The sequence below is a fragment of the Escherichia sp. F1 genome, from assembly GCF_046764225.1.
In the GTDB taxonomy this organism is placed as follows: Bacteria; Pseudomonadota; Gammaproteobacteria; order Enterobacterales; family Enterobacteriaceae; genus Escherichia; species Escherichia coli.
Window position 1 is genome coordinate 3,301,703 of sequence record NZ_CP177202.1, and the last position, 22,623, is coordinate 3,324,325.

The window sequence follows — 22,623 nt, forward strand, 5'->3', positions numbered from 1 at the left end:
ATAGCGCCTTTTTTTACATCTGACGGTTTTTATTGAAGTTAATCAAACTACCCGCCTTGATAATCTCGCGCTCTTCAGCAGTCAGACTTTCCATATAGAGCGTAATCTCTGTTACTGGCGCATCTTCATGGATCACATAACCTTTAAACGTCGTACCCGGATTATCCAGCGCCGCTTTAATGCCAGGGATGTAAATGTAATCCCCCACTTCAAACGTTGGTGCTTCCGCCATCTGCAGCGGTAACATCCCCCAGTTGATGACGTTAGAACGGTAGCGTTTAGTCGCGTACTCCTCGGCAATATTCGCCAGACCGCCAATCACACGCTGGCAGCTCGCCGCCTGCTCACGCGCAGAACCATCGCCTGGTTTCACCGCATAGACCATGCTGCCAATTTCAGTTTGCAGCGGATCAATATGCTCCTGACCAGCAATCTGCTTAATGCGCGCAAACACCTCTGTCAGCTCGCTGACATTCCCCGCCAGACGCTGATTTTCCAGCTCAGCAGTCGCTTTACTTCTGCCAACATAACCTGGATCGCGGCGTGACAGGGTAAACTCCGCCAGACCAATCGGATTTGAACGATAAGAAGAGGTTTCACCGGAAGGGATCAGTTCGTCGGTGGTGGTCACTTCGTCGAGGATCTTCGAGCACACTTTGAGGACGATATTGTCAGTCAGCGCACCTAATTCCGGCCAGTCTTTAATGTTCGGTCCGTAAATCAGCGGTTGCTGAGTTGCCCCTTTCACAAAGCCCTGATAAACACGGTTTTTATACGGCGTTACATCGAAGGCGTACTCCGGCACGTTGTCCCAGCAATCGAGTTCGCTGGCAGAAGTTAAATAGCCACCGTTTGCCGCAGTCGCAGCGATAGAACGAGCGTCCATCAACGCCACCGCTGACATCTGCCCATTGGCTGGCTTAGAGCCTTCGCGGTTCGGGAAGTTACGCGTGGTGTGGCGAATGCTCAAACCGTTGTTGATTGGCGTATCGCCCGCGCCAAAGCATGGGCCGCAGAACGCGGTTCTGATGATTGCGCCTGCGCCAATCAAATCTGCTACCACACCTTTTTTGGCGAGATCCATAAACACCGGCTGTGATGACGGATAAACCGCCAGCGAGAAGGTGTCATTGCCACAGGATTGACCGCGCAGTGCATTCGCCGCCGCGATGACGTTTTCGTAGTTACCGCCAGAACAGCCCGCGATAATCCCCTGCTGCACTTTCAGGCGACCGTTTTCGACTTTATCCAGCAGCGAGAGTTTGGCTTTACCGTGCGCCACGCGCTCGGACTCAATTTCAATCTCACGCAGAATATCGGTCAGGTTCTGGTTCAGCGTGTCGATTTCATATACGTTGCTCGGGTGGAACGGCAGCGCAATCATTGGTTTGATGGCGCTTAAATCAACGCTGATGCAGCCATCGTAGTATGCCATCGGTTGAGGGTTAAGCTGGCAGTAATCCTGGCCGCGACCGTGCAGCGCCAGCCAGTTATGGACTTCTTCATCGGTTTGCCAGACAGAACTTAAACAGGTCGTTTCAGTGGTCATAACGTCAACGCTGTTACGGAAATCGGTAGAGAGCGCAGCAACACCGGGACCTACGAATTCCATCACTTTGTTTTTGACGTAGCCGTTTTTGAACACGGCACCGATGATAGCCAGCGCCACATCCTGTGGCCCCACATACGGCGCTGGTTTTCCGGTCAGATGCACCGCAACAACTCCCGGATAGTCGATATCCCAGGTGTCATTAAGCAGCTGTTTTACCAACTCACCGCCACCCTCACCGACTGCCATTGTCCCTAATGCACCGTAACGGGTGTGGCTGTCTGACCCGAGGATCATTTTGCCCCCGCCTGCCATCATCTCACGCATATATTGATGGATGACCGCAATATGCGGAGGCACAAAAATACCGCCATAACGCTGCGCTGCCGATAAACCAAAAACATGGTCATCACCGTTAATGGTGCCGCCGACGGCACAGAGTGAGTTATGGCAGTTGGTCAGCACATACGGCAGCGGGAAACGTTCCATTCCGGACGCTTTAGCAGTCTGTACAATACCAACAAAGGTAATATCGTGAGAGGCTAATGAATCAAACTTAATTTTAAGTTTATCCATATTTCCGGACGTATTATGAGAAGAGAGAATAGACCAGGCAATAGTGCCTTTTTTTGCTTCTTCTTTTTTAATTTCGCCGGTGAAATGTTCTTCGGCAATTATTTCGTTATTACTGGCGAGAAACACGCCTTTTTCAGATAACTTGATCATCAAATGCTCCAGATATCTGCGCACCGGAAAGTGCGCAGAAAGATAATAAATGGATATACTCTAAATAATTCGAGTTGAAGGAAGGCGACAAGCGAGTGAATCCCCAGGCGCTTACATAAGTAAGTGACTGGGGTGAGCGAACGCAGACGCAGCACATGCAACTTGAAGTATGACGAGTATATTTACAGCATGTTCCAGCCGATCAGCATATTCCACCACCACACGCCAAGGGTGATATGCACCAGGAAGGTTAATATCGTCAGTACCGCACCGACCAACCACCAGGATTTAATATCGTTATAACCCACGCCAAAGATGACCGGACCTGCCGCGCCGCCATAGTGAGTAACCATGCCGCCATAGGAGTTGGAGAACAACAGTGCCAGCGCGGTTAACATTAACGGTGCGCCGGAGACGTTCGCCAGCATGGCAAATACCGGTAACATAGCAACGATATAGGCACTACCGGAAGCGAAGAAATAACGCACGATGATGCTGAGGAAAATAATAACGAAGAAAGCAACGTTACCGTGACCATCAAATGCCAGGTTATTTTTAAAGACTTCAGCTAACCATTCGAAGAATTTAACTTTCGATAATAAGGAGCTTAAGCCGATAATACCGCCGTACCAGATTAAGGTATTCCAGCCGCCTTTATTTTTAACCACGTCTTCCCAGGTAACGATACCCAGCAGCAGCATGGTCGCCATAACAACGATTGCCACGGTGGATTCATCAACCCCCAGGGACTTACTGAAAATCCAGCCCAGCAGCGCCAGCACAAAGACACCGAGCAGCATTTTTTCGCGGATTTTCATCGGTCCCAGTTCGGCAAGGCCCGCTTTGGCGATGGTTTTATTATCCACCTTCTTAATTTCTGGCGGATACATGGTGTAAATCACCAGCGGGGTGACCAGCAGCATAATGATGCCCGGCAATCCGGCGGCCAGCGCCCATCCACCCCAGCTAATTTGCAGGTGCAGAATGTCGTTGATCATTTTCAGCGCCAGAATGTTCCCCGCCATTGCGGTAAAGAACATATAGCTGGTGGTTTTGGTGACCATGTAAATGGACATCATCAGGTAATGTCCGACACGACGCGGACTTTTTTCCGGTTCGGACCCCAAAGCCACCGCCACGCTGTTGATGATCGGTAACACAATGCCGCCCGCACGCGCGGTGTTAGACGGTGTTGCCGGAGCCAGTACCAGATCGAGGAATACCGTAACGTAACCCAGACCCAGCGTGGTGTTACCGATTTTACCAATCAGCAGATAGGCGATACGTTTACCTAAACCGGTGGTCACAAATGCGGCGCTTAAGGTAAACGCCGAGAACACCAGCCAGGTGGTACCTGAAGAGTAACCGCTTAATACGGCGGTGGTTTTAAACGCACCGTCGGATAAGTTACCGACCACCACCATGGAGGCAGCAACGGCAATTAACAGTACGACAGGTTCCGGGAAAGGCTTGATAACCAACCCCACAATGGCCGCCAGGTAAATACCAAAAAGCACCCACGCCAGTTCGCTTAATCCTGCCGGAGCTGGCATAAAGCCAATAATACATGGGATCGCTAATATCAGAATTAGCTTCCATAACGATTTTTTATTCATTTAAAATCCTGTTCTTTCTGTATGACTCATACAGAAGTCCTTTATTGATTGTCCTTATCCTGACAACGAATTTTTTCAGGGAAGAAAAACTTCACCGGAAAATATTTTTCTGGTTGTCCGAATAACAGATGCGCGTAACGTCGTGGCATCCTGACCTTCATTACTTAAATGAACGTCGAGCGCACCACTGGGGTGTTCAATATTGATATTGCCGTATCCTACAGAAGGGACGATTTGTCGGGTGACGGTGCCTTCCAATGCACAACTACTGGAAATGGCAATAGCACCGGTTATCGCCAGCGCGCGATGGCAAGAATGCGGCATAAAATAACGCACATTAATTGCTCCGCCTTTCTGCGCTGGAGAAATAAGCACAGGTTTAGGGATAACCATATTACTGACATCGCCTAAGCCCATTGCTTTACCCGCTTGTAGACGGATAGATTCAATGCGGGCTAATAATGCTTTGTCGGCATCCAGCTCCGCCGGTAATTCATAGCCTGTTTTTCCCAGATATTCAGCAGGAATAATGACAACTGGCATCGCCATATCGATACAGGTCACCGGGACATCGTCAAAATAATCAATCTGATTATCCGTCGGGAAGACTTTTCCGGTTTTGGTTCCGGCGGCATTCAGGAAAGTGAGCGCAACCGGTGCGGCAGTACCCGGTACGCCGTCAATTCTGGCGCTACCCTCGTACTCGACAACACCATTTGGCGTTTGCACATCAGCTTCGATGAACGTACCCGTATTGACGTTGCGGATACGTACGCGGGTAACTGGCGAAGTCGCTGCAATCAAACCATTTTCAATAGCGAATGCCCCAACGCCAGACAGCATATTGCCGCAGTTAGGCGTGGTATCGACACGTTGCTCATGGACGATAACTTGAGCAAACAGATAATCGACATCAGCACGCGGATCGTCGGAACGGCTAATAATGGCGACTTTACTGGTCAGCGGATTACCGCCGCCAATACCGTCAATTTCCAGATCGTTACCGGAACCCATAATTGCCATCAATATTTTATCGCGCTGCGTTTGATCTTCGGGTAGATGTTCCGCTAACAGGAACGCGCCCCTCGAGGTTCCACCTCGCATCATCACGCAGGGTATTTTTTTCATAATAATGCCCTCAATTTAAAAACATAACTTATTGCGATATGGTTACATTAAGGGCAAAGCATCTCTAATGACTTTAGCTCAACGATTAATAACATTTTTTCATTAATTTAAGTTAGCTAAATGCAGTTAAAATTTTTAACGGCCAGTCACCCAAAATCGACGTTTCCATTTTCCGGAGTAATAATGAAGCATGAATTATCAAGTATGAAGGCATTTGTCATACTGGCAGAGTCCAGTTCATTTAACAATGCCGCTAAATTACTCAATATTACGCAACCTGCATTAACGCGAAGAATAAAAAAGATGGAGGAAGATTTACATATCCAACTATTTGAGCGTACAACTCGCAAGGTTACGTTAACAAAAGCAGGAAAAAGATTGCTCCCGGAGGCGCGGGAATTAATAAAGAAATTCGATGAAACGCTTTTTAATATTCGTGATATGAATGCTTATCATCGTGGTATGGTGACATTAGCGTGTATTCCGACCGCAGTATTTTATTTTTTACCGCTGGCAATCGGTAAATTTAATGAGCTTTATCCCAATATTAAAGTGCGGATTCTGGAACAAGGTACGAATAATTGCATGGAATCGGTGCTGTGTAACGAATCAGACTTTGGCATAAACATGAACAACGTCACAAATTCATCCATCGATTTTACCCCACTGGTCAACGAGCCGTTCGTGCTGGCCTGTCGGCGTGACCATCCATTGGCCAAAAAGCAGCTTGTAGAATGGCAGGAGTTAGTGGGTTACAAAATGATTGGCGTACGCTCCTCCAGCGGCAACCGACTGTTGATAGAACAACAGCTAGCCGACAAGCCCTGGAAGCTGGACTGGTTTTACGAAGTGCGTCATCTTTCGACGTCATTAGGACTGGTGGAGGCAGGACTGGGGATTTCGGCGCTTCCTGGTCTGGCAATGCCCCATGCGCCCTATTCTTCGATTATTGGTATCCCACTGGTGGAACCGGTTATACGTCGGACATTGGGGATTATTCGCCGCAAAGATGCCGTGCTTTCTCCGGCAGCTGAACGCTTTTTTGCCTTGCTGATTAATTTGTGGACTGACGATAAAGACAATTTGTGGACCAATATCGTCGAACGCCAGAGACATGCGTTACAGGAGATAGGTTAATACACCGGCGCAGAAGAGACTGCGCCGGGTAAATCAGCGGTTAGTGTGCGTTAACCACCACCCACATTGGTCCCTGCCCGACCGCATAGCGGCCTTTTTCATGCAGTAGCCCCTGCTCGCCAACAATTTCGTATACCGAGATGTGGTGAGATTTTTGCCCGGCGGCAATCAGATACTTGCCGCTGTGATCAACATTGAAGCCGCGCGGCTGGGTTTCCGTTGGCTGGAAGCCTTCTTTACTCAACACGCTGCCATCTTCCGAAACGCTGAAAACGGTAATCAGACTGGCGGTACGGTCGCAGGCGTATAAATGACGACCATCCGGGGTGATATGAATATCAGCCGCCCAACGGGTGTCGGAGAAGTTTTCCGGCATCATATCCAGCGTCTGGACACATTCGATATTGCCGTGCGGATCTTTCAGTTCCCAGACATCCACTGAGCTGTTTAACTCATTGACGCAATACGCATATTGTTCGTTTGGATGGAATACCATATGACGCGGACCGGCCCCTTCAACGGTAGTCACTTCCGCAGGATCCTGCGCCACCAGATGACCATCATCGCTGACCGTAAACAGGCAAATGCGATCCTGCTTTAATGCCGGAACCCACAGCGTACGGTTGTCCGGTGAGATATTGGCGGAATGGCAACCGTCCAGCCCCTCGACCACATCGACGACGCCCACTGGCAGGCCATCTTCCAGACGCGTTACGCTCACGTTACCCGCATTGTAAGAACCGACAAAGACAAACTGCCCCTGGTGATCGGTGGAAATATGCGTCGGACTACCCGGCAGCGCAGACTCTGCGGCAAAGGTCAGTGCGCCATCGTCTGGGGCGATACGATACGCCAGGACGCGAAACTCAGGGCGCACACCAACATAGAGATAACGTTTGTCCGGGCTGACCACCATCGGCTGCACCTGCCCCGGCACATCGACAACCTGTGTCAGCGTCAGTGCGCCTTCATGATTCAGGTTCCAGACGTGAATTTGCTGGCTCTCAGGGCTGGCGATATAAACTGTTTGCTTCATGAATGCTCCTTTGCATTTAGCAACTGACTGTAACAGCTAAAATTAGTCGCTTTTGGCGGTGAATGCTGAATTAAAACGCAGAATTTTGTCCGATAGTGGTATCGGTGTACCATTCGCGCAGAAGAAAATTCTTAACCTTAATCTGGAATACGCCATGACCACACGCGTGATTGCTCTCGACTTAGACGGCACCTTATTGACCCCGAAAAAGACCTTGCTTCCATCATCGATAGAAGCCCTGGCCCGCGCTCGCGAAGCAGGCTATCAATTAATCATCGTCACAGGTCGCCATCACGTCGCTATTCATCCTTTTTATCAGGCGCTGGCGCTGGATACACCTGCTATTTGCTGTAATGGCACCTATTTGTATGATTATCATGCAAAAACCGTGCTGGAAGCGGACCCAATGCCCGTTAATAAAGCCCTGCAACTCATTGAGATGCTGAATGAACACCACATTCACGGTCTGATGTATGTGGATGACGCGATGGTTTATGAGCACCCGACCGGGCATGTCATTCGCACGTCTAACTGGGCGCAAACCCTGCCGCCGGAACAGCGTCCGACTTTCACACAAGTCGCTTCTCTGGCTGAAACGGCGCAACAAGTTAACGCCGTATGGAAGTTCGCCCTGACGCACGATGACCTGCCGCAATTGCAGCATTTTGGTAAGCATGTCGAACATGAACTGGGACTGGAGTGTGAATGGTCCTGGCACGATCAGGTTGATATTGCACGCGGCGGCAACAGCAAAGGTAAACGTTTGACGAAATGGGTTGAGGCGCAAGGTTGGTCGATGGAAAACGTCGTGGCGTTCGGCGATAACTTTAATGATATCAGTATGCTGGAAGCCGCTGGTACAGGCGTGGCGATGGGCAACGCCGATGACGCGGTAAAAGCGCGCGCCAACATTGTGATTGGTGATAACACCACCGACAGCATTGCCCAGTTCATTTATAGCCACCTGATTTAATCAGGCAGTTATCGACACACTTTTAATTTGCGCGTACAACCACAGGCCAGGTTTGATCGCCAGTTCATCCCTGGCCCACGGACTTATTCGCGCCCACAGCGTTTTACCGCCGACTTCCAGTTCAACTTCCACCTGACCGTTGTCGTCATAACTATTAACAACTTTTGCCCGCAATACGTTACGAATGCTGGTTTGCTGCGGCGGTTGTAAAACCAGCGAGACATCGGAAGCCTGAATGCGGATACGTAGCGCAGCTTGCAGCGGTTCGTCCAGCTTATTGACCCACAAATGCTGATCGCCCAGCGCCAGCGCGGTCATCGCGTAATGCGGATGATGCTCAAGCACCGTCACTTTCAGAATGCTACTTTGTTGCTCTTTCGGCAGCCACGGATTCATCACGCTACTGCCCCACACTTCCTCCAGCGCGCCAAAGGCTTTCACCTGACCGTTTTCCAGTACCATCACTCTGTCTGCCAGATGGAGGATCTCATCCAGCGAATGGCTGACATACAACATCGGAATGTTGATTTCCCGTGTCAGCCGTTGCAGATAAGGCAACAGTTCGCGTTTACGCGGAATATCCAGTGACGCCAGCGGTTCATCCAGCAACAGCAATTCCGGTGCTGTCAGCAAAGCCCGACCAATCGCCACGCGCTGTTTTTCGCCTCCGGACAGGCTGCCTGGTAAACGGTCAAGCAACGGTTCAATGCCTAAAAGCGCCACCAGCTTATCGAACTGATCGACCATACTTTTCGACATGCCGTAGCGCAGATTGCCACGCACTTTGTAATGCGGGAACAGCCGCGCATCCTGAAAAACATAGCCAACGCGACGCTTTTCCGGCGTCAGGCAGATACCTTTTTCGGCATCATTTAGTACCCGCCCATTGAGGACAATCCGCCCTTTTTGCGGGCGCGTCAGTCCACTGATGGCGTTAATCAGCGAAGTTTTTCCGGCACCGGAGACGCCAAAGATAGCAGTGATGCCATTGGCGGGCAGCGTTTCATTAATGGTCAGGCAATGGTTGCCCAACGTCTGGGAAAAATTCAGTTCCAGCATGATTAGCGCCCCGCCCGTTCACGGCTGATTCTGGCCAGCCATTCTGAAATCAACAGGGAGATCATCGCCAGCGCAATAGAAATAATGCACAGTCTCGCCGCGCCACTTTCCCCGCCGGGGGTCTGGATCAGGGTATACATGGCAGAAGGAATGGTTCGCGTTTCACCAGGAATGTTCGACACAAAGGTGATGGTTGCACCAAACTCACCGAGAGAACGAGCAAAAGCCAGTACCGTACCAACAATAATGCCCGGTAAGGTCAGCGGTAACGTGATAGTAAAGAAAACGCGCCAGCGCCCGGCACCCAGTGTTCTTGCGGCCTGTTCCAGTTTGACATCAACCCCTTCCAGCGCCAGACGAATTGCCCGCACCATCAGCGGAAACGACATGACGGCGGCAGCGAGAACCGCGCCGCGCCAGCTAAAGGCGAAGGTAATGCCAAACCAGTCATACAGACGTTCACCGATAAATCCGCGCCGTCCCATCGAAACTAATAATAAGTAGCCGACGACCACGGGCGGTAACACCAGCGGTAGATGCAGTACGCTATCGAGCAGAGCTTTGCCCGGAAACGTGCAACGCACCAGTAACCAGGCAAAAAAGATCCCAAACGGCAGGCTAAACAGCACAGCCAGGGAAGAAACTTTCAGGCTTAATAAAACTGCCTGCCATTCTGGATCGGTCAGTATCATTACTTGGTTGTAAATCCGTAACGTTTAAAGATTTCCGCAGCCTGCGGCCCCTTCAGATAATCATAAAATGCTATCACTGTCGCATTATTATGCCCTTCCACAACAGCAACCGGATATTCCACTTTTTTATGTGAATCTTCCGGGAAGGTGGCAACCACTTTTACCCCTTTGCTGGCAACTGCGTCAGAACCGTAAACAATACCCAGCGGCGCTTCATTGCGTTCGACCAACGCCAGCGCGCCACGAACATCTTCCGCCGGAGCCAGTTTCGGGGAGAGCGTATCCCATGCGCCCAGTTTTTGCAGTGCTTCTTTTGCATAAATGCCAGCAGGGACATGTTCCGGATCGCCAACCGCGAGGCGACCGCCATTCAGCAGCGAAGTCCAGTTAGTTTTGCTGTCGATGGTGAAATCTTTCTGCTCGCTGGCTTTCGGTGCTACAACGACCAGGCTATTGCCGAGCAGTGTCTGGCGCGAAGCCGTATCGATCGCTTTTTTATCAACCGCATAATCCATCCATTTCTGATCGGCAGAAATAAACAGATCCGCAGGGGCACCCGCTTCAATCTGACGGGCGAGAGTAGATGACGAAGCGAAAGAAGAAACCACATCCACGCCTTTCTCTTTTTTATACTGCGTAGCAATGTCCTGCATTGCGTTAGTCAGTGATGCGGCGGCGAACACCGTGATTTTCCCTTCATCTGCCACTGCATTGCCAGCAACAGCGAAAGAGAGTGCCGCCCCGGCAAACAAGTTCAACCATTTACGAGCCATTGGTAACCCCTTAATGTAACGTTATGTAGGCGACAATATAACGACTAACTCGGAATTTTCCCAGCAGTTATTGCTAACCTTTGTGAGGTAGTTAAGAAAAAATATCGGCAGGAAAAGCAGGAAGTTGAGAAAAAGAAAATGCCCGACTAAGCGGGCATTCAGGGAATCAATGATTTTGTCCGGGCTGGTCTTTTTTACCAACACCAGAAAAGATGTTGAATACTTCACCAAGACCGTAAATCAGACCCAGGATGATGGCCATCACGACAGGTACCATGATTACGGCGAATACCAGACTTTTTAATAACTCTAACATGGTCAACTCCAGATATAGTCATGAGACTATTCTAACCGCTAAGCACAGAAAAGCACTCCCCTTTTGTGCGGTCAGCTTTGCGTGGCGTTCGTTTTCCGTCACAATAAGACTTTTGCCAGGACATTGTTATGCAGGCCGAAATCCTTCTCACCCTTAAGCTCCAACAAAAATTATTCGCCGACCCGCGCCGCATTTCGCTACTAAAACACATTGCGCTTTCCGGTTCCATTAGCCAGGGAGCGAAAGATGCCGGTATCAGCTACAAAAGCGCCTGGGATGCCATTAACGAGATGAATCAGTTAAGTGAGCATATTCTGGTTGAGCGCGCAACAGGCGGTAAAGGTGGAGGCGGCGCAGTACTGACCCGCTATGGTCAGCGACTGATTCAGCTCTATGACTTACTGGCGCAAATCCAGCAAAAAGCCTTTGATGTGTTAAGTGACGATGACGCCCTGCCACTGAACAGCCTGCTGGCCGCGATCTCACGTTTTTCACTGCAAACCAGCGCCCGTAACCAGTGGTTCGGTACCATCACCGCCCGCGATCATGATGACGTTCAACAGCATGTTGATGTCTTACTGGCTGATGGAAAAACACGCCTGAAAGTCGCAATTACCGCACAAAGCGGCGCGCGTCTGGGGCTGGATGAAGGCAAAGAAGTGTTGATATTGCTAAAAGCGCCGTGGGTAGGCATTACTCAGGACGAAGCGGTCGCACAAAACGCCGACAACCAATTACCGGGTATTATTAGTCATATTGAGCGCGGCGCAGAGCAGTGCGAAGTATTAATGGCGCTACCGGACGGGCAAACACTGTGCGCCACAGTGCCGGTAAATGAAGCGACTTCTCTTCAGCAAGGACAGAATGTCACGGCCTACTTTAATGCCGACAGCGTGATTATCGCCACGCTGTGCTAAGCGTGTTGACAATTTGTTATGAAACACGTATCCCTGTCAGTAATCGCTGCACAAAGTGGGATATAAAATGTCATCGTTGCAAATTTTGCAAGGCACGTTTCGTCTTAGCGACACAAAAACGCTGCAATTGCCTCAGCTAACGTTAAACGCGGGTGATAGTTGGGCGTTTGTCGGTTCGAATGGAAGCGGGAAATCGGCCCTGGCCCGCGCGCTGGCGGGGGAACTTCCGCTTTTGAAAGGTGAACGGCAAAGCCAGTTTTCCCACATCACTCGTCTCTCCTTCGAGCAATTGCAAAAGCTCGTCAGCGACGAATGGCAGCGGAATAACACCGATATGCTCGGCCCTGGCGAAGATGACACCGGGCGTACCACGGCTGAGATCATTCAGGATGAAGTAAAGGATACTCCGCGTTGCATGCAACTGGCGCAGCAGTTCGGTATTACCGCCCTCCTCGACCGACGCTTTAAATACCTTTCCACTGGCGAGACGCGAAAAACCCTGCTGTGTCAGGCGCTGATGTCGGAGCCTGACTTGTTGATTCTTGATGAGCCGTTCGATGGCCTGGATGTTGCCTCACGTCAGCAGCTGGCTGAGCTACTCGCCTCGTTACATCAGTCCGGTATTACTCTGGTACTGGTGCTCAATCGCTTCGATGAGATCCCAGAATTTGTCCAGTTTGCTGGCGTGCTGGCGGATTGTACGTTAGCGGAAACGGGCGCTAAAGAGGAACTGCTCCAGCAAGCACTCGTCGCGCAACTGGCGCATAGCGAACAGCTTGAAGGTGTACAACTGCCGGAGCCGGATGAACCTTCAGCACGTCACGCCTTACCCGCCAACGAACCGCGCATTGTGCTGAACAATGGCGTGGTTTCTTATAACGATCGCCCCATTCTTAATAACCTTAGCTGGCAGGTGAATCCAGGCGAACACTGGCAAATTGTCGGGCCAAATGGCGCGGGAAAATCGACGTTATTAAGCCTGATTACTGGCGATCATCCGCAAGGTTACAGCAACGATTTGACGCTTTTCGGACGACGTCGCGGCAGCGGCGAAACCATCTGGGATATCAAAAAGCATATCGGTTACGTCAGCAGTAGTTTGCATCTGGATTACCGGGTCAGTACTACTGTGCGTAATGTGATTCTTTCTGGCTATTTTGATTCGATTGGCATTTATCAAGCCGTTTCGGATCGCCAGCAAAAACTGGTGCAGCAGTGGCTGGATATTCTCGGCATTGATAAACGCACGGCTGACGCTCCTTTCCATAGTCTTTCCTGGGGGCAACAACGCCTGGCGCTGATTGTCCGCGCACTGGTGAAACATCCGACGTTGCTTATTCTCGATGAACCACTACAGGGGCTTGATCCGCTCAATCGCCAGCTTATCCGCCGTTTTGTTGATGTGCTGATTAGCGAAGGTGAAACGCAATTGTTGTTTGTTTCGCACCACGCTGAAGATGCGCCTGCCTGTATTACCCATCGTCTTGAGTTCGTGCCGGACGGTGAACTCTATCGCTATGTGCTGACAAAAATAAACTGAGTCGGTAATGCTGACTGTACCGGAGGCGGCCTAAGCGCCCTCTCCGGCCTACAGTACGAGGCATGCAGGCATGAAACCGCGTCTTTTTTTCAGATAAAAAGCGCAATCATTCATAAAGCCGCTGTTTTATAATCACTTAATCGCGCATAAAAAACGGCTAAATTCTTGTGTAAACGATTCCACTAATTTATTCCATGTCACACTTTTCGCATCTTTGTTATGCTATGGTTATTTCATACCATAAGCCTAATGGAGCGAATTATGAGAGTTCTGGTTACCGGTGGTAGCGGTTACATTGGAAGTCATACCTGTGTGCAATTACTGCAAAACGGTCATGATGTCATCATTCTTGATAACCTCTGTAACAGTAAGCGCAGCGTACTGCCCGTTATCGAGCGTTTAGGCGGCAAACATCCAACGTTTGTTGAAGGCGATATCCGTAACGAAGCGTTGATGACCGAGATCCTGCACGATCACGCTATCGACACTGTGATCCACTTCGCCGGGCTGAAAGCCGTTGGCGAATCGGTACAAAAACCGCTGGAATATTACGACAACAATGTCAACGGCACTCTGCGCCTGATTAGCGCCATGCGCGCCGCTAACGTCAAAAACTTTATTTTTAGCTCCTCCGCCACCGTTTATGGCGATCAGCCCAAAATTCCATACGTTGAAAGCTTCCCGACCGGCACACCGCAAAGCCCTTACGGCAAAAGCAAGCTGATGGTGGAACAGATCCTCACCGATCTGCAAAAAGCCCAGCCGGACTGGAGCATTGCCCTGCTGCGCTACTTCAACCCGGTTGGCGCGCATCCGTCGGGCGATATGGGCGAAGATCCGCAAGGCATTCCGAATAACCTGATGCCATACATCGCCCAGGTTGCTGTAGGCCGTCGCGACTCGCTGGCGATTTTTGGTAACGATTATCCGACCGAAGACGGTACTGGTGTACGCGATTACATCCACGTAATGGATCTGGCCGACGGTCACGTCGTGGCGATGGAAAAACTGGCGAACAAGCCAGGCGTACACATCTACAACCTCGGCGCTGGCGTAGGCAGCAGCGTGCTGGACGTGGTTAATGCCTTCAGCAAAGCCTGCGGCAAACCGGTTAATTATCATTTTGCACCGCGTCGCGAGGGCGACCTTCCGGCCTACTGGGCTGACGCCAGCAAAGCCGACCGTGAACTGAACTGGCGCGTAACGCGCACACTCGATGAAATGGCGCAGGACACCTGGCACTGGCAGTCACGCCATCCACAGGGATATCCCGATTAAGGAACGACCATGACGCAATTTAATCCCGTTGATCATCCACATCGCCGCTACAACCCGCTCACCGGGCAATGGATTCTGGTTTCACCGCACCGCGCTAAGCGCCCCTGGCAGGGGGCGCAGGAAACGCCAGCCAAACAGGTGTTACCTGCGCATGATCCAGATTGCTTCCTCTGCGCAGGTAATGTGCGGGTGACAGGCGATAAAAACCCCGATTACACCGGGACTTACGTTTTCACTAATGACTTTGCGGCCTTGATGTCTGACACGCCAGATGCGCCAGAAAGCAACGATCCGCTGATGCGTTGCCAGAGCGCGCGCGGTACCAGCCGGGTGATCTGCTTTTCACCGGATCACAGTAAAACGTTGCCAGAACTCAGCGTTGCGGCATTGACGGAAATCGTCAAAACCTGGCAGGAGCAAACCGCAGAACTGGGGAAAACATACCCATGGGTGCAGGTCTTTGAAAACAAAGGTGCGGCGATGGGCTGCTCTAACCCGCATCCGCACGGACAGATTTGGGCAAATAGCTTCCTGCCTAACGAAGCTGAGCGCGAAGACCGCCTGCAAAAAGAATATTTTGCCGAACAGAAATCACCAATGCTGGTGGATTATGTTCAGCGCGAGCTGGCAGACGGTAGCCGTACCGTTGTCGAAACCGAACACTGGTTAGCCGTCGTGCCTTACTGGGCTGCCTGGCCGTTCGAAACGCTACTGCTGCCCAAAGCCCACGTTTTACGGATCACCGATTTGACCGACGCCCAGCGCAGCGATTTGGCACTGGCGTTGAAAAAGCTGACCAGTCGTTATGACAACCTCTTCCAGTGCTCCTTCCCCTACTCTATGGGCTGGCACGGCGCGCCATTTAATGGCGAAGAGAATCAACACTGGCAGCTGCACGCGCACTTTTATCCGCCTCTGTTGCGCTCCGCCACCGTACGTAAATTTATGGTTGGTTATGAAATGCTGGCAGAGACCCAGCGAGACCTGACCGCAGAACAGGCAGCAGAGCGTTTGCGCGCAGTCAGCGATATCCATTTTCGCGAATCCGGAGTGTAAGAAATGAGTCTGAAAGAAAAAACACAATCTCTGTTTGCCAACGCATTTGGCTACCCTGCCACTCACACCATTCAGGCGCCTGGCCGCGTGAATTTGATTGGTGAACACACCGACTACAACGACGGTTTCGTTCTGCCCTGCGCGATTGATTATCAAACCGTGATCAGCTGTGCGCCACGCGATGACCGTAAAGTTCGCGTAATGGCAGCCGATTATGAAAATCAGCTCGACGAGTTTTCCCTCGATGCGCCCATTGTCGCGCATGAAAACTATCAATGGGCGAACTACGTTCGTGGCGTGGTGAAACATCTGCAACTGCGTAACAACAGCTTCGGCGGTGTGGACATGGTGATCAGCGGCAATGTGCCGCAGGGTGCCGGGTTAAGTTCTTCCGCTTCACTGGAAGTCGCGGTCGGAACCGTATTGCAGCAGCTTTATCATCTGCCGCTGGACGGCGCACAAATCGCGCTTAACGGTCAGGAAGCAGAAAACCAGTTTGTTGGCTGTAACTGCGGGATCATGGATCAGCTAATTTCCGCACTCGGCAAGAAAGATCATGCCTTGCTGATTGACTGCCGCTCACTGGGGACCAAAGCAGTTTCCATGCCCAAAGGTGTGGCTGTCGTCATCATCAACAGTAACTTCAAACGTACCCTGGTTGGCAGCGAATACAACACCCGTCGTGAACAGTGCGAAACCGGTGCGCGTTTCTTCCAGCAGCCAGCGCTGCGCGATGTCACCATTGAAGAGTTCAACGCTGTTGCGCATGAACTGGACCCAATCGTGGCGAAACGCGTGCGTCATATCCTGACTGAAAACGCCCGCACCGTTGAAGCTGCCTGCGCGCTGGAGCAAGGCGACCTGAAACGTATGGGCGAGTTGATGGCGGAGTCTCATGCCTCTATGCGCGATGATTTCGAAATCACCGTGCCGCAAATTGACACTCTGGTAGAAATCGTCAAAGCTGTGATTGGCGACAAAGGTGGCGTACGCATGACCGGCGGCGGATTTGGCGGCTGTATCGTCGCGCTGATCCCGGAAGAGCTGGTGCCTGCCGTACAGCAAGCTGTCGCTGAACAATATGAAGCAAAAACAGGTATTAAAGAGACTTTTTACGTTTGTAAACCATCACAAGGAGCAGGACAGTGCTGAACGAAACTCCCGCACTGGCACCCGATGGTCAGCCGTACCGACTGTTAACTTTGCGTAACAACGCAGGGATGGTAGTCACGCTGATGGACTGGGGTGCGACTTTACTTTCAGCCCGTATTCCGCTTTCCGATGGCAGCGTCCGCGAGGCGCTGCTCGGCTGTGCCAGCCCGGAATGCTATCAGGATCAGGCCGCGTTTCTGGGGGCCTCTATTGGTCGTTATGCCAACCGTATCGCCAATAGCCGTTATACCTTTGACGGTGAAACCGTGACGCTTTCGCCAAGTCAGGGCGTTAACCAGCTGCACGGCGGCCCGGAAGGGTTCGACAAACGTCGCTGGCAGATTGTGAACCAGAACGATCGTCAGGTACTGTTTGCCCTGAGTTCAGATGATGGCGATCAGGGCTTCCCGGGTAATCTCGGTGCGACGGTGCAATATCGTCTGACCGACGATAACCGTATCTCCATTACTTATCGCGCCACAGTTGATAAACCTTGCCCGGTGAATATGACTAATCACGTCTATTTCAATCTTGACGGCGAGCAGTCTGACGTGCGCAATCACAAGTTGCAGATTCTGGCGGACGAATATCTGCCGGTTGATGAAGGCGGCATTCCGCACGACGGCCTGAAATCTGTCGCCGGAACGTCTTTTGATTTCCGCAGCGCCAAAATCATCGCCAGTGAGTTTCTTGCCGACGACGATCAGCGCAAAGTGAAAGGTTACGATCACGCGTTCTTGTTACAGGCCAAAGGCGATGGCAAGAAAGTGGCGGCGCATGTCTGGTCAGCAGATGAAAAATTGCAGCTGAAGGTCTACACCACCGCTCCGGCTCTGCAATTCTACTCCGGCAACTTCCTCGGCGGCACACCGTCGCGGGGAACCGAACCTTACGCCGACTGGCAAGGGCTGGCTCTGGAAAGCGAGTTTCTGCCGGACAGCCCGAACCACCCTGAATGGCCGCAACCGGACTGCTTCCTGCGTCCTGGCGAAGAGTATTCCAGCCTGACGGAATATCAGTTTATTGCTGAGTAATGTTAAGCCCTCGTCATGAGGGCTTTATCTTCATATTGTTCAAATCACCAGCAAACACCGACATATTTGCAACTCAATATTCACAACAACCTTACACTGCGACACTATTTTCGCTATGGTTATGCGTAAGCATTGCTGTTGCTTCGTCACGGCAATATAATGAGAATTATTATCATTAAAAGATGATTTGAGGAGTAAGTATATGGCTGTAACTAAGCTGGTTCTGGTTCGTCATGGCGAAAGTCAGTGGAACAAAGAAAACCGTTTCACCGGTTGGTACGACGTGGATCTGTCTGAGAAAGGCGTAAGCGAAGCAAAAGCAGCAGGTAAGCTGCTGAAAGAGGAAGGTTACAGCTTTGACTTTGCTTACACCTCTGTGCTGAAACGCGCTATCCATACCCTGTGGAATGTGCTGGACGAACTGGATCAGGCATGGCTGCCCGTTGAGAAATCCTGGAAACTGAACGAACGTCACTACGGTGCGTTGCAGGGTCTGAACAAAGCGGAAACTGCTGAAAAGTATGGCGACGAGCAGGTGAAACAGTGGCGTCGTGGTTTTGCAGTGACTCCGCCGGAACTGACTAAAGATGATGAGCGTTATCCGGGTCACGATCCACGTTACGCGAAGCTGAGCGAGAAAGAACTGCCACTGACGGAAAGCCTGGCGCTGACCATTGACCGCGTGATCCCTTACTGGAATGAAACTATTCTACCGCGTATGAAGAGCGGTGAGCGCGTAATCATCGCTGCACACGGTAACTCGTTACGTGCGCTGGTGAAATATCTTGATAACATGAGCGAAGAAGAGATTCTTGAGCTGAATATCCCGACCGGCGTGCCGCTGGTTTATGAGTTTGACGAGAACTTCAAACCGCTGAAACGCTATTATCTGGGTAATGCTGACGAGATCGCGGCGAAAGCAGCGGCCGTTGCGAACCAGGGTAAAGCGAAGTAAACGTCATTCGCTTAAAAATGAGAAAGCCGACTGCAAGTGAGTCGGCTTTTTTGTTTGTCGTTGCTAACAATGGAGCACATTGCCTGATGCGACGCTGCGCGTCTTGCCAGGGCTACGGTGATTCATCGGATACGCCACTCTGACGGCGCATCCGACAATTAAACCTTACCCGCGACGCGCTTTTACTGCATTCGCCAGTTGACGTAACAGAGCATCGGTATCATCCCAGCCAATGCAGGCATCGGTGATGCTCTTGCCATAGGCCAGCGGTTCCCCACTCTCGAGGCTCTGATTGCCTTCCACCAGATGGCTTTCCACCATCACGCCAATAATGGCCTTTTCGCCACCGGCAATCTGCTGGCAAACGTCAGCACAAACATCCATCTGCTTTTTGAATTGTTTCGACGAGTTAGCATGGCTGAAATCAATCATCACCTGTGCTGGCAGGCCTGCTTTGTTCAGTCCTTCTTTCACTTCAGCAACGTGCTTCGCGCTGTAGTTAGGCTCTTTACCGCCGCGCAGAATGATATGGCAATCGCCGTTACCGCTGGTATTCACAATCGCCGAATGCCCCCATTTCGTTACGGACAGGAAGCAGTGCGGCGCACCGGCGGCATTAATGGCATCGATAGCCACTTTAATCGTACCGTCGGTGCCATTTTTGAAGCCGACCGGACAAGAAAGACCAGACGCCAGTTCGCGGTGCACCTGCGATTCGGTGGTACGTGCGCCAATTGCGCCCCAGCTCATCAGGTCAGCAAGATATTGTGGGGTAATCATATCCAGAAACTCACCCGCCGCTGGCAGACCGCTGTCGTTAATATCGAGCAGCAATTTTCGGGCAATACGCAGACCGTCGTTGATCTGGAAGCTGTTATCCATATGCGGATCGTTAATCAGCCCTTTCCAGCCCACCGTAGTACGCGGCTTTTCAAAATAGACGCGCATCACGATTTCCAGCTCATCTTGCAGCTCTTCACGCAGCGTCAGCAAGCGAGCGGCATACTCTTTAGCCGCGACAGGATCATGAATTGAGCACGGACCAATCACAACCAACAGGCGATCATCATTACCTTTCAGGATCTTATGGATCGCTTTGCGGGCATGGGCGACCGTATTCGCGGCATTTTCAGTAGCGGGGAATTTTTCCAGCAATGCGACAGGAGGAAGTAACTCTTTGATTTCTTTGATGCGTAAATCGTCGTTCTGATAATTCATGTCTGTTCCAGTGTTGCCATACTTATCTTAGTGAATGCAATACTTCCAATCTATATCTTCCGTCAGAATGTGTAAACGGGGTTTTACACTATGAACGGATTAATCCTGGAATTAGCAAGAAAAACGCCAGATTGTCGCGAAAAACGAGATCTCTCCTACAATTTCTAACTGTAACTCCTTTGTTTGTTAATTATTTCAAGATTCTCTGCTGGGTACCTTTGCCTGGCTGAAATCTTAAACCATTGCCTTATATTCACCTGCAAATGCACTGTTGGAAGAGGTTATCCGACATAACGATCATAACAGGAGCATCCTATGAAAATGACAAAACTGGCCACATTATTTCTGACTGCCACTCTAAGCCTTGCCAGCGGTTCCGCACTGGCTGCCGATAGCGGAGCGCAAAGCAATAACGGCCAGGCAAACGCCGCCGCTGATGCGGGCCAGGTAGCCCCTGATGCCCGTGAAAATGTCGCGCCAAATAACGTCGACAATAACGGGGTAAATACCGGTTCTGGCGGCACAATGCTGCATCCGGATGGTTCTTCAATGAACAATGACGGCATGACCAAAGATGAAGAGCACAAGAACACCATGTGCAAAGATGGTCGCTGTCCGGATATCAATAAAAAAGTCCAAACCGGTGATGGCATCAACAATGATGTCGATACCAAAACCGACGGTACCACGCAGTAACCCTGCGAAATAGCCAATAATGGGAGAGCGGAGTCTCTCCCTTTTAATTTTTCCCTTCTAAAAGCAGTATGATGTCATAAAGTTAAGTGAGAATAATTAAGGGATGACTCGTCATGGCGCACTCACACTCACACACTTCCTCACACCTGCCAGAAGATAATAATGCTCGTCGCTTGTTGTATGCTTTCGGCGTGACTGCCGGGTTTATGCTGGTAGAAGTCATTGGTGGTTTTCTTTCCGGTTCTCTGGCATTGCTGGCCGATGCGGGTCATATGTTGACCGATACTGCCGCCCTGCTTTTCGCCCTACTCGCCGTGCAATTTTCCCGTCGTCCTCCCACCATTCGCCACACTTTCGGTTGGCTAAGATTGACCACGCTCGCGGCGTTTGTGAATGCCATCGCCCTGGTGGTGATTACTATTTTGATTGTCTGGGAGGCGATAGAACGCTTCCGCACTCCGCGTCCGGTCGAGGGCGGCATGATGATGGCAATTGCCGTGGCTGGGCTGCTGGCAAATATACTTTCTTTCTGGTTACTTCATCACGGCAGCGAAGAGAAAAACCTCAACGTGCGAGCAGCGGCACTGCATGTGCTCGGGGACCTGCTGGGTTCGGTTGGGGCTATTATTGCCGCGTTGATTATTATCTGGACCGGCTGGACACCTGCTGACCCGATTCTCTCAATACTGGTGTCGCTTCTGGTTCTGCGTAGCGCGTGGCGACTGTTGAAAGATAGCGTGAATGAATTACTTGAAGGTGCACCGGTATCGCTGGATATTGCCGAACTGAAGCGTCGTATGTGCCGGGAAATCCCGGAAGTCCGCAATGTGCACCATGTACATGTATGGATGGTAGGCGAGAAGCCGGTGATGACGCTGCATGTGCAGGTGATCCCGCCACACGATCACGATGCCTTGTTAGATCAGATCCAACACTACCTGATGGATCACTATCAGATTGAGCACGCCACTATTCAGATGGAATATCAACCTTGTCATGGGCCAGACTGCCACCTGAATGAAGGGGTGTCTGGCCATTCACATCATCACCATTAATGGGACAGCGCGCGTGAACCTCTTTCGCGTGCGCTGTTGATCCACATCCGGCTGCCGTTGAGGGCAATAAAGGTCAGGATGATGTACTCCAGAGACATGGCGTAAACGCCCTGAAGTGCAAAAATAACGACGCTAATCACGTTAATAATCACCCACAACAGCCAGTTTTCCACATACTTACGCGTCATCAGAATCATTGCCACGATAGATAACACCATCATGCATGAATCCCAGAACGGGAAAGCGTCCGGCTGTAGTTCAGGCATCGCAACCTGTAATCCTAATGCTTGCATGATCATGACTGCCACGCGGGTCAAAAATGCAAACACCGGATTGATAAATACCGTCATCAGACCAATCGAAACAACGCAAACCGCCAACCAGCTGAGCGCCTTCGGCAATGGCAACCAGCGAATTTTCAACTCCGCCTCGTTCTGACTGGTTTGTCGCGACCACGCATACCAGCCGTAAATATTCGCGGCAAAGAAAAACACCTGTAATAGCAGGCTGGCATACAGCTGAATCTGAAAGAAAATAATGCCAAACAAGGTGACGTTGATCAGGCCAAAGAAGTAGTTGCTGATCTTCTCCAGACTGGCAAGGCCAATACACAGCAACCCAGCGATCGTGCCTACCGCTTCGATCCATGAGAGATCATAACCGCCTGCTCCTATTGGTATATGTACCAGAATATTCTGCACACTAAAAAAATCCATC

General features: G+C 51.0%; 21 protein-coding genes. 11 read left to right on the plus strand and 10 right to left on the minus strand.

Annotated features, from left to right (window positions below; genetic code table 11):
• Nucleotides 1-13: 13 nt before the first annotated feature.
• The 3 genes from ACK8NJ_RS16045 to ACK8NJ_RS16055 form a co-directional block, all read right to left on the minus strand.
• Nucleotides 14-2,275, minus strand: coding sequence for a hydratase (locus tag ACK8NJ_RS16045; protein WP_000593905.1), 2,262 nt, complete (start codon nucleotides 2,273-2,275; stop codon nucleotides 14-16).
• 182 nt (nucleotides 2,276-2,457) lie between these two features.
• The gene (locus tag ACK8NJ_RS16050; RefSeq protein ID WP_001036475.1) at nucleotides 2,458-3,891 is read right to left on the minus strand and encodes an anion permease; all 1,434 of its coding nucleotides are present in this window, start codon (nucleotides 3,889-3,891) and stop codon (nucleotides 2,458-2,460) included.
• 75 nt (nucleotides 3,892-3,966) lie between these two features.
• On the minus strand, nucleotides 3,967-5,019 hold the full coding sequence (locus ACK8NJ_RS16055; protein WP_411961794.1) for a 4-oxalomesaconate tautomerase: 1,053 nt from the start codon (nucleotides 5,017-5,019) through the stop codon (nucleotides 3,967-3,969).
• A gap of 183 nt (nucleotides 5,020-5,202) precedes the next feature.
• On the opposite strand from ACK8NJ_RS16055, the gene ACK8NJ_RS16060 reads away from it, so the two are divergent.
• Nucleotides 5,203-6,156 carry a LysR family transcriptional regulator gene (locus ACK8NJ_RS16060; protein WP_000679972.1) on the plus strand — a complete coding sequence of 318 codons (954 nt, stop codon included), beginning with the start codon at nucleotides 5,203-5,205 and terminating at the stop codon, nucleotides 6,154-6,156.
• 40 nt (nucleotides 6,157-6,196) lie between these two features.
• Here the strand turns inward: ACK8NJ_RS16060 and pgl are convergent, their stop codons facing one another.
• On the minus strand, nucleotides 6,197-7,192 hold the full coding sequence (pgl, locus tag ACK8NJ_RS16065; RefSeq protein WP_000815435.1) for a 6-phosphogluconolactonase: 996 nt from the start codon (nucleotides 7,190-7,192) through the stop codon (nucleotides 6,197-6,199).
• A gap of 154 nt (nucleotides 7,193-7,346) precedes the next feature.
• Between pgl and ybhA the strand changes: the two genes are divergently transcribed.
• Nucleotides 7,347-8,165 (plus strand): bifunctional pyridoxal phosphate/fructose-1,6-bisphosphate phosphatase, encoded by an 819-nt coding sequence (ybhA, locus tag ACK8NJ_RS16070; RefSeq protein WP_000213425.1) that lies wholly within the window; start codon nucleotides 7,347-7,349, stop codon nucleotides 8,163-8,165.
• Here ybhA and modC read toward each other — a convergent pair whose 3' ends face one another.
• The 4 genes from modC to acrZ form a co-directional block, all read right to left on the minus strand.
• On the minus strand, nucleotides 8,166-9,224 hold the full coding sequence (gene modC / locus ACK8NJ_RS16075; protein WP_000891692.1) for a molybdenum ABC transporter ATP-binding protein ModC: 1,059 nt from the start codon (nucleotides 9,222-9,224) through the stop codon (nucleotides 8,166-8,168).
• 2 nt (nucleotides 9,225-9,226) lie between these two features.
• Complete coding sequence (modB, locus tag ACK8NJ_RS16080; protein WP_000604034.1) at nucleotides 9,227-9,916, minus strand: molybdate ABC transporter permease subunit; 690 nt, start codon at nucleotides 9,914-9,916, stop codon at nucleotides 9,227-9,229.
• Nucleotides 9,916-10,689 (minus strand): molybdate ABC transporter substrate-binding protein, encoded by a 774-nt coding sequence (gene modA, locus ACK8NJ_RS16085; protein WP_042096230.1) that lies wholly within the window; start codon nucleotides 10,687-10,689, stop codon nucleotides 9,916-9,918. The genes modB and modA overlap by 1 nt, the downstream gene beginning before the upstream one ends.
• A gap of 166 nt (nucleotides 10,690-10,855) precedes the next feature.
• Complete coding sequence (gene acrZ / locus ACK8NJ_RS16090; RefSeq protein ID WP_000891515.1) at nucleotides 10,856-11,005, minus strand: multidrug efflux pump accessory protein AcrZ; 150 nt, start codon at nucleotides 11,003-11,005, stop codon at nucleotides 10,856-10,858.
• A 128-nt stretch (nucleotides 11,006-11,133) separates the two neighbouring features.
• On the opposite strand from acrZ, the gene modE reads away from it, so the two are divergent.
• From modE to gpmA, 7 genes are all read left to right on the plus strand, one after another.
• Nucleotides 11,134-11,922 (plus strand): molybdenum-dependent transcriptional regulator, encoded by a 789-nt coding sequence (gene modE / locus ACK8NJ_RS16095; RefSeq protein WP_001147439.1) that lies wholly within the window; start codon nucleotides 11,134-11,136, stop codon nucleotides 11,920-11,922.
• 67 nt (nucleotides 11,923-11,989) lie between these two features.
• A complete protein-coding gene (gene modF / locus ACK8NJ_RS16100; protein WP_001599578.1) occupies nucleotides 11,990-13,462 on the plus strand; it encodes a molybdate ABC transporter ATP-binding protein ModF in 1,473 nt (490 codons plus the stop codon).
• Between the two features lie 261 nt (nucleotides 13,463-13,723).
• On the plus strand, nucleotides 13,724-14,740 hold the full coding sequence (gene galE, locus ACK8NJ_RS16105) for a UDP-glucose 4-epimerase GalE (protein ID WP_001265443.1): 1,017 nt from the start codon (nucleotides 13,724-13,726) through the stop codon (nucleotides 14,738-14,740).
• A gap of 9 nt (nucleotides 14,741-14,749) precedes the next feature.
• Nucleotides 14,750-15,796, plus strand: coding sequence for a galactose-1-phosphate uridylyltransferase (galT, locus tag ACK8NJ_RS16110; RefSeq protein WP_000191508.1), 1,047 nt, complete (start codon nucleotides 14,750-14,752; stop codon nucleotides 15,794-15,796).
• 3 nt (nucleotides 15,797-15,799) lie between these two features.
• The gene (gene galK / locus ACK8NJ_RS16115) at nucleotides 15,800-16,948 is read left to right on the plus strand and encodes a galactokinase (protein ID WP_000053412.1); all 1,149 of its coding nucleotides are present in this window, start codon (nucleotides 15,800-15,802) and stop codon (nucleotides 16,946-16,948) included.
• Complete coding sequence (gene galM / locus ACK8NJ_RS16120) at nucleotides 16,942-17,982, plus strand: galactose-1-epimerase (RefSeq protein WP_000931389.1); 1,041 nt, start codon at nucleotides 16,942-16,944, stop codon at nucleotides 17,980-17,982. The genes galK and galM overlap by 7 nt, the downstream gene beginning before the upstream one ends.
• Nucleotides 17,983-18,184: 202 nt before the next feature.
• On the plus strand, nucleotides 18,185-18,937 hold the full coding sequence (gene gpmA / locus ACK8NJ_RS16125) for a 2,3-diphosphoglycerate-dependent phosphoglycerate mutase (RefSeq protein WP_001295305.1): 753 nt from the start codon (nucleotides 18,185-18,187) through the stop codon (nucleotides 18,935-18,937).
• A 165-nt stretch (nucleotides 18,938-19,102) separates the two neighbouring features.
• On the opposite strand, the gene aroG is transcribed toward gpmA, so the two are convergent.
• Nucleotides 19,103-20,155 (minus strand): 3-deoxy-7-phosphoheptulonate synthase AroG, encoded by a 1,053-nt coding sequence (aroG, locus tag ACK8NJ_RS16130; RefSeq protein WP_001109181.1) that lies wholly within the window; start codon nucleotides 20,153-20,155, stop codon nucleotides 19,103-19,105.
• Between the two features lie 315 nt (nucleotides 20,156-20,470).
• On the opposite strand from aroG, the gene ACK8NJ_RS16135 reads away from it, so the two are divergent.
• Nucleotides 20,471-20,851: a YbgS-like family protein gene (locus ACK8NJ_RS16135; RefSeq protein ID WP_411961795.1), complete on the plus strand. Its 381-nt coding sequence runs from the start codon at nucleotides 20,471-20,473 to the stop codon at nucleotides 20,849-20,851.
• Between the two features lie 113 nt (nucleotides 20,852-20,964).
• Nucleotides 20,965-21,906, plus strand: coding sequence for a CDF family zinc transporter ZitB (gene zitB, locus ACK8NJ_RS16140; protein WP_000951276.1), 942 nt, complete (start codon nucleotides 20,965-20,967; stop codon nucleotides 21,904-21,906).
• Here zitB and pnuC read toward each other — a convergent pair.
• Complete coding sequence (gene pnuC, locus ACK8NJ_RS16145; protein WP_000345406.1) at nucleotides 21,903-22,622, minus strand: nicotinamide riboside transporter PnuC; 720 nt, start codon at nucleotides 22,620-22,622, stop codon at nucleotides 21,903-21,905. The genes zitB and pnuC overlap by 4 nt on opposite strands.
• Between the last annotated feature and the right edge of the window lies 1 nt (nucleotide 22,623).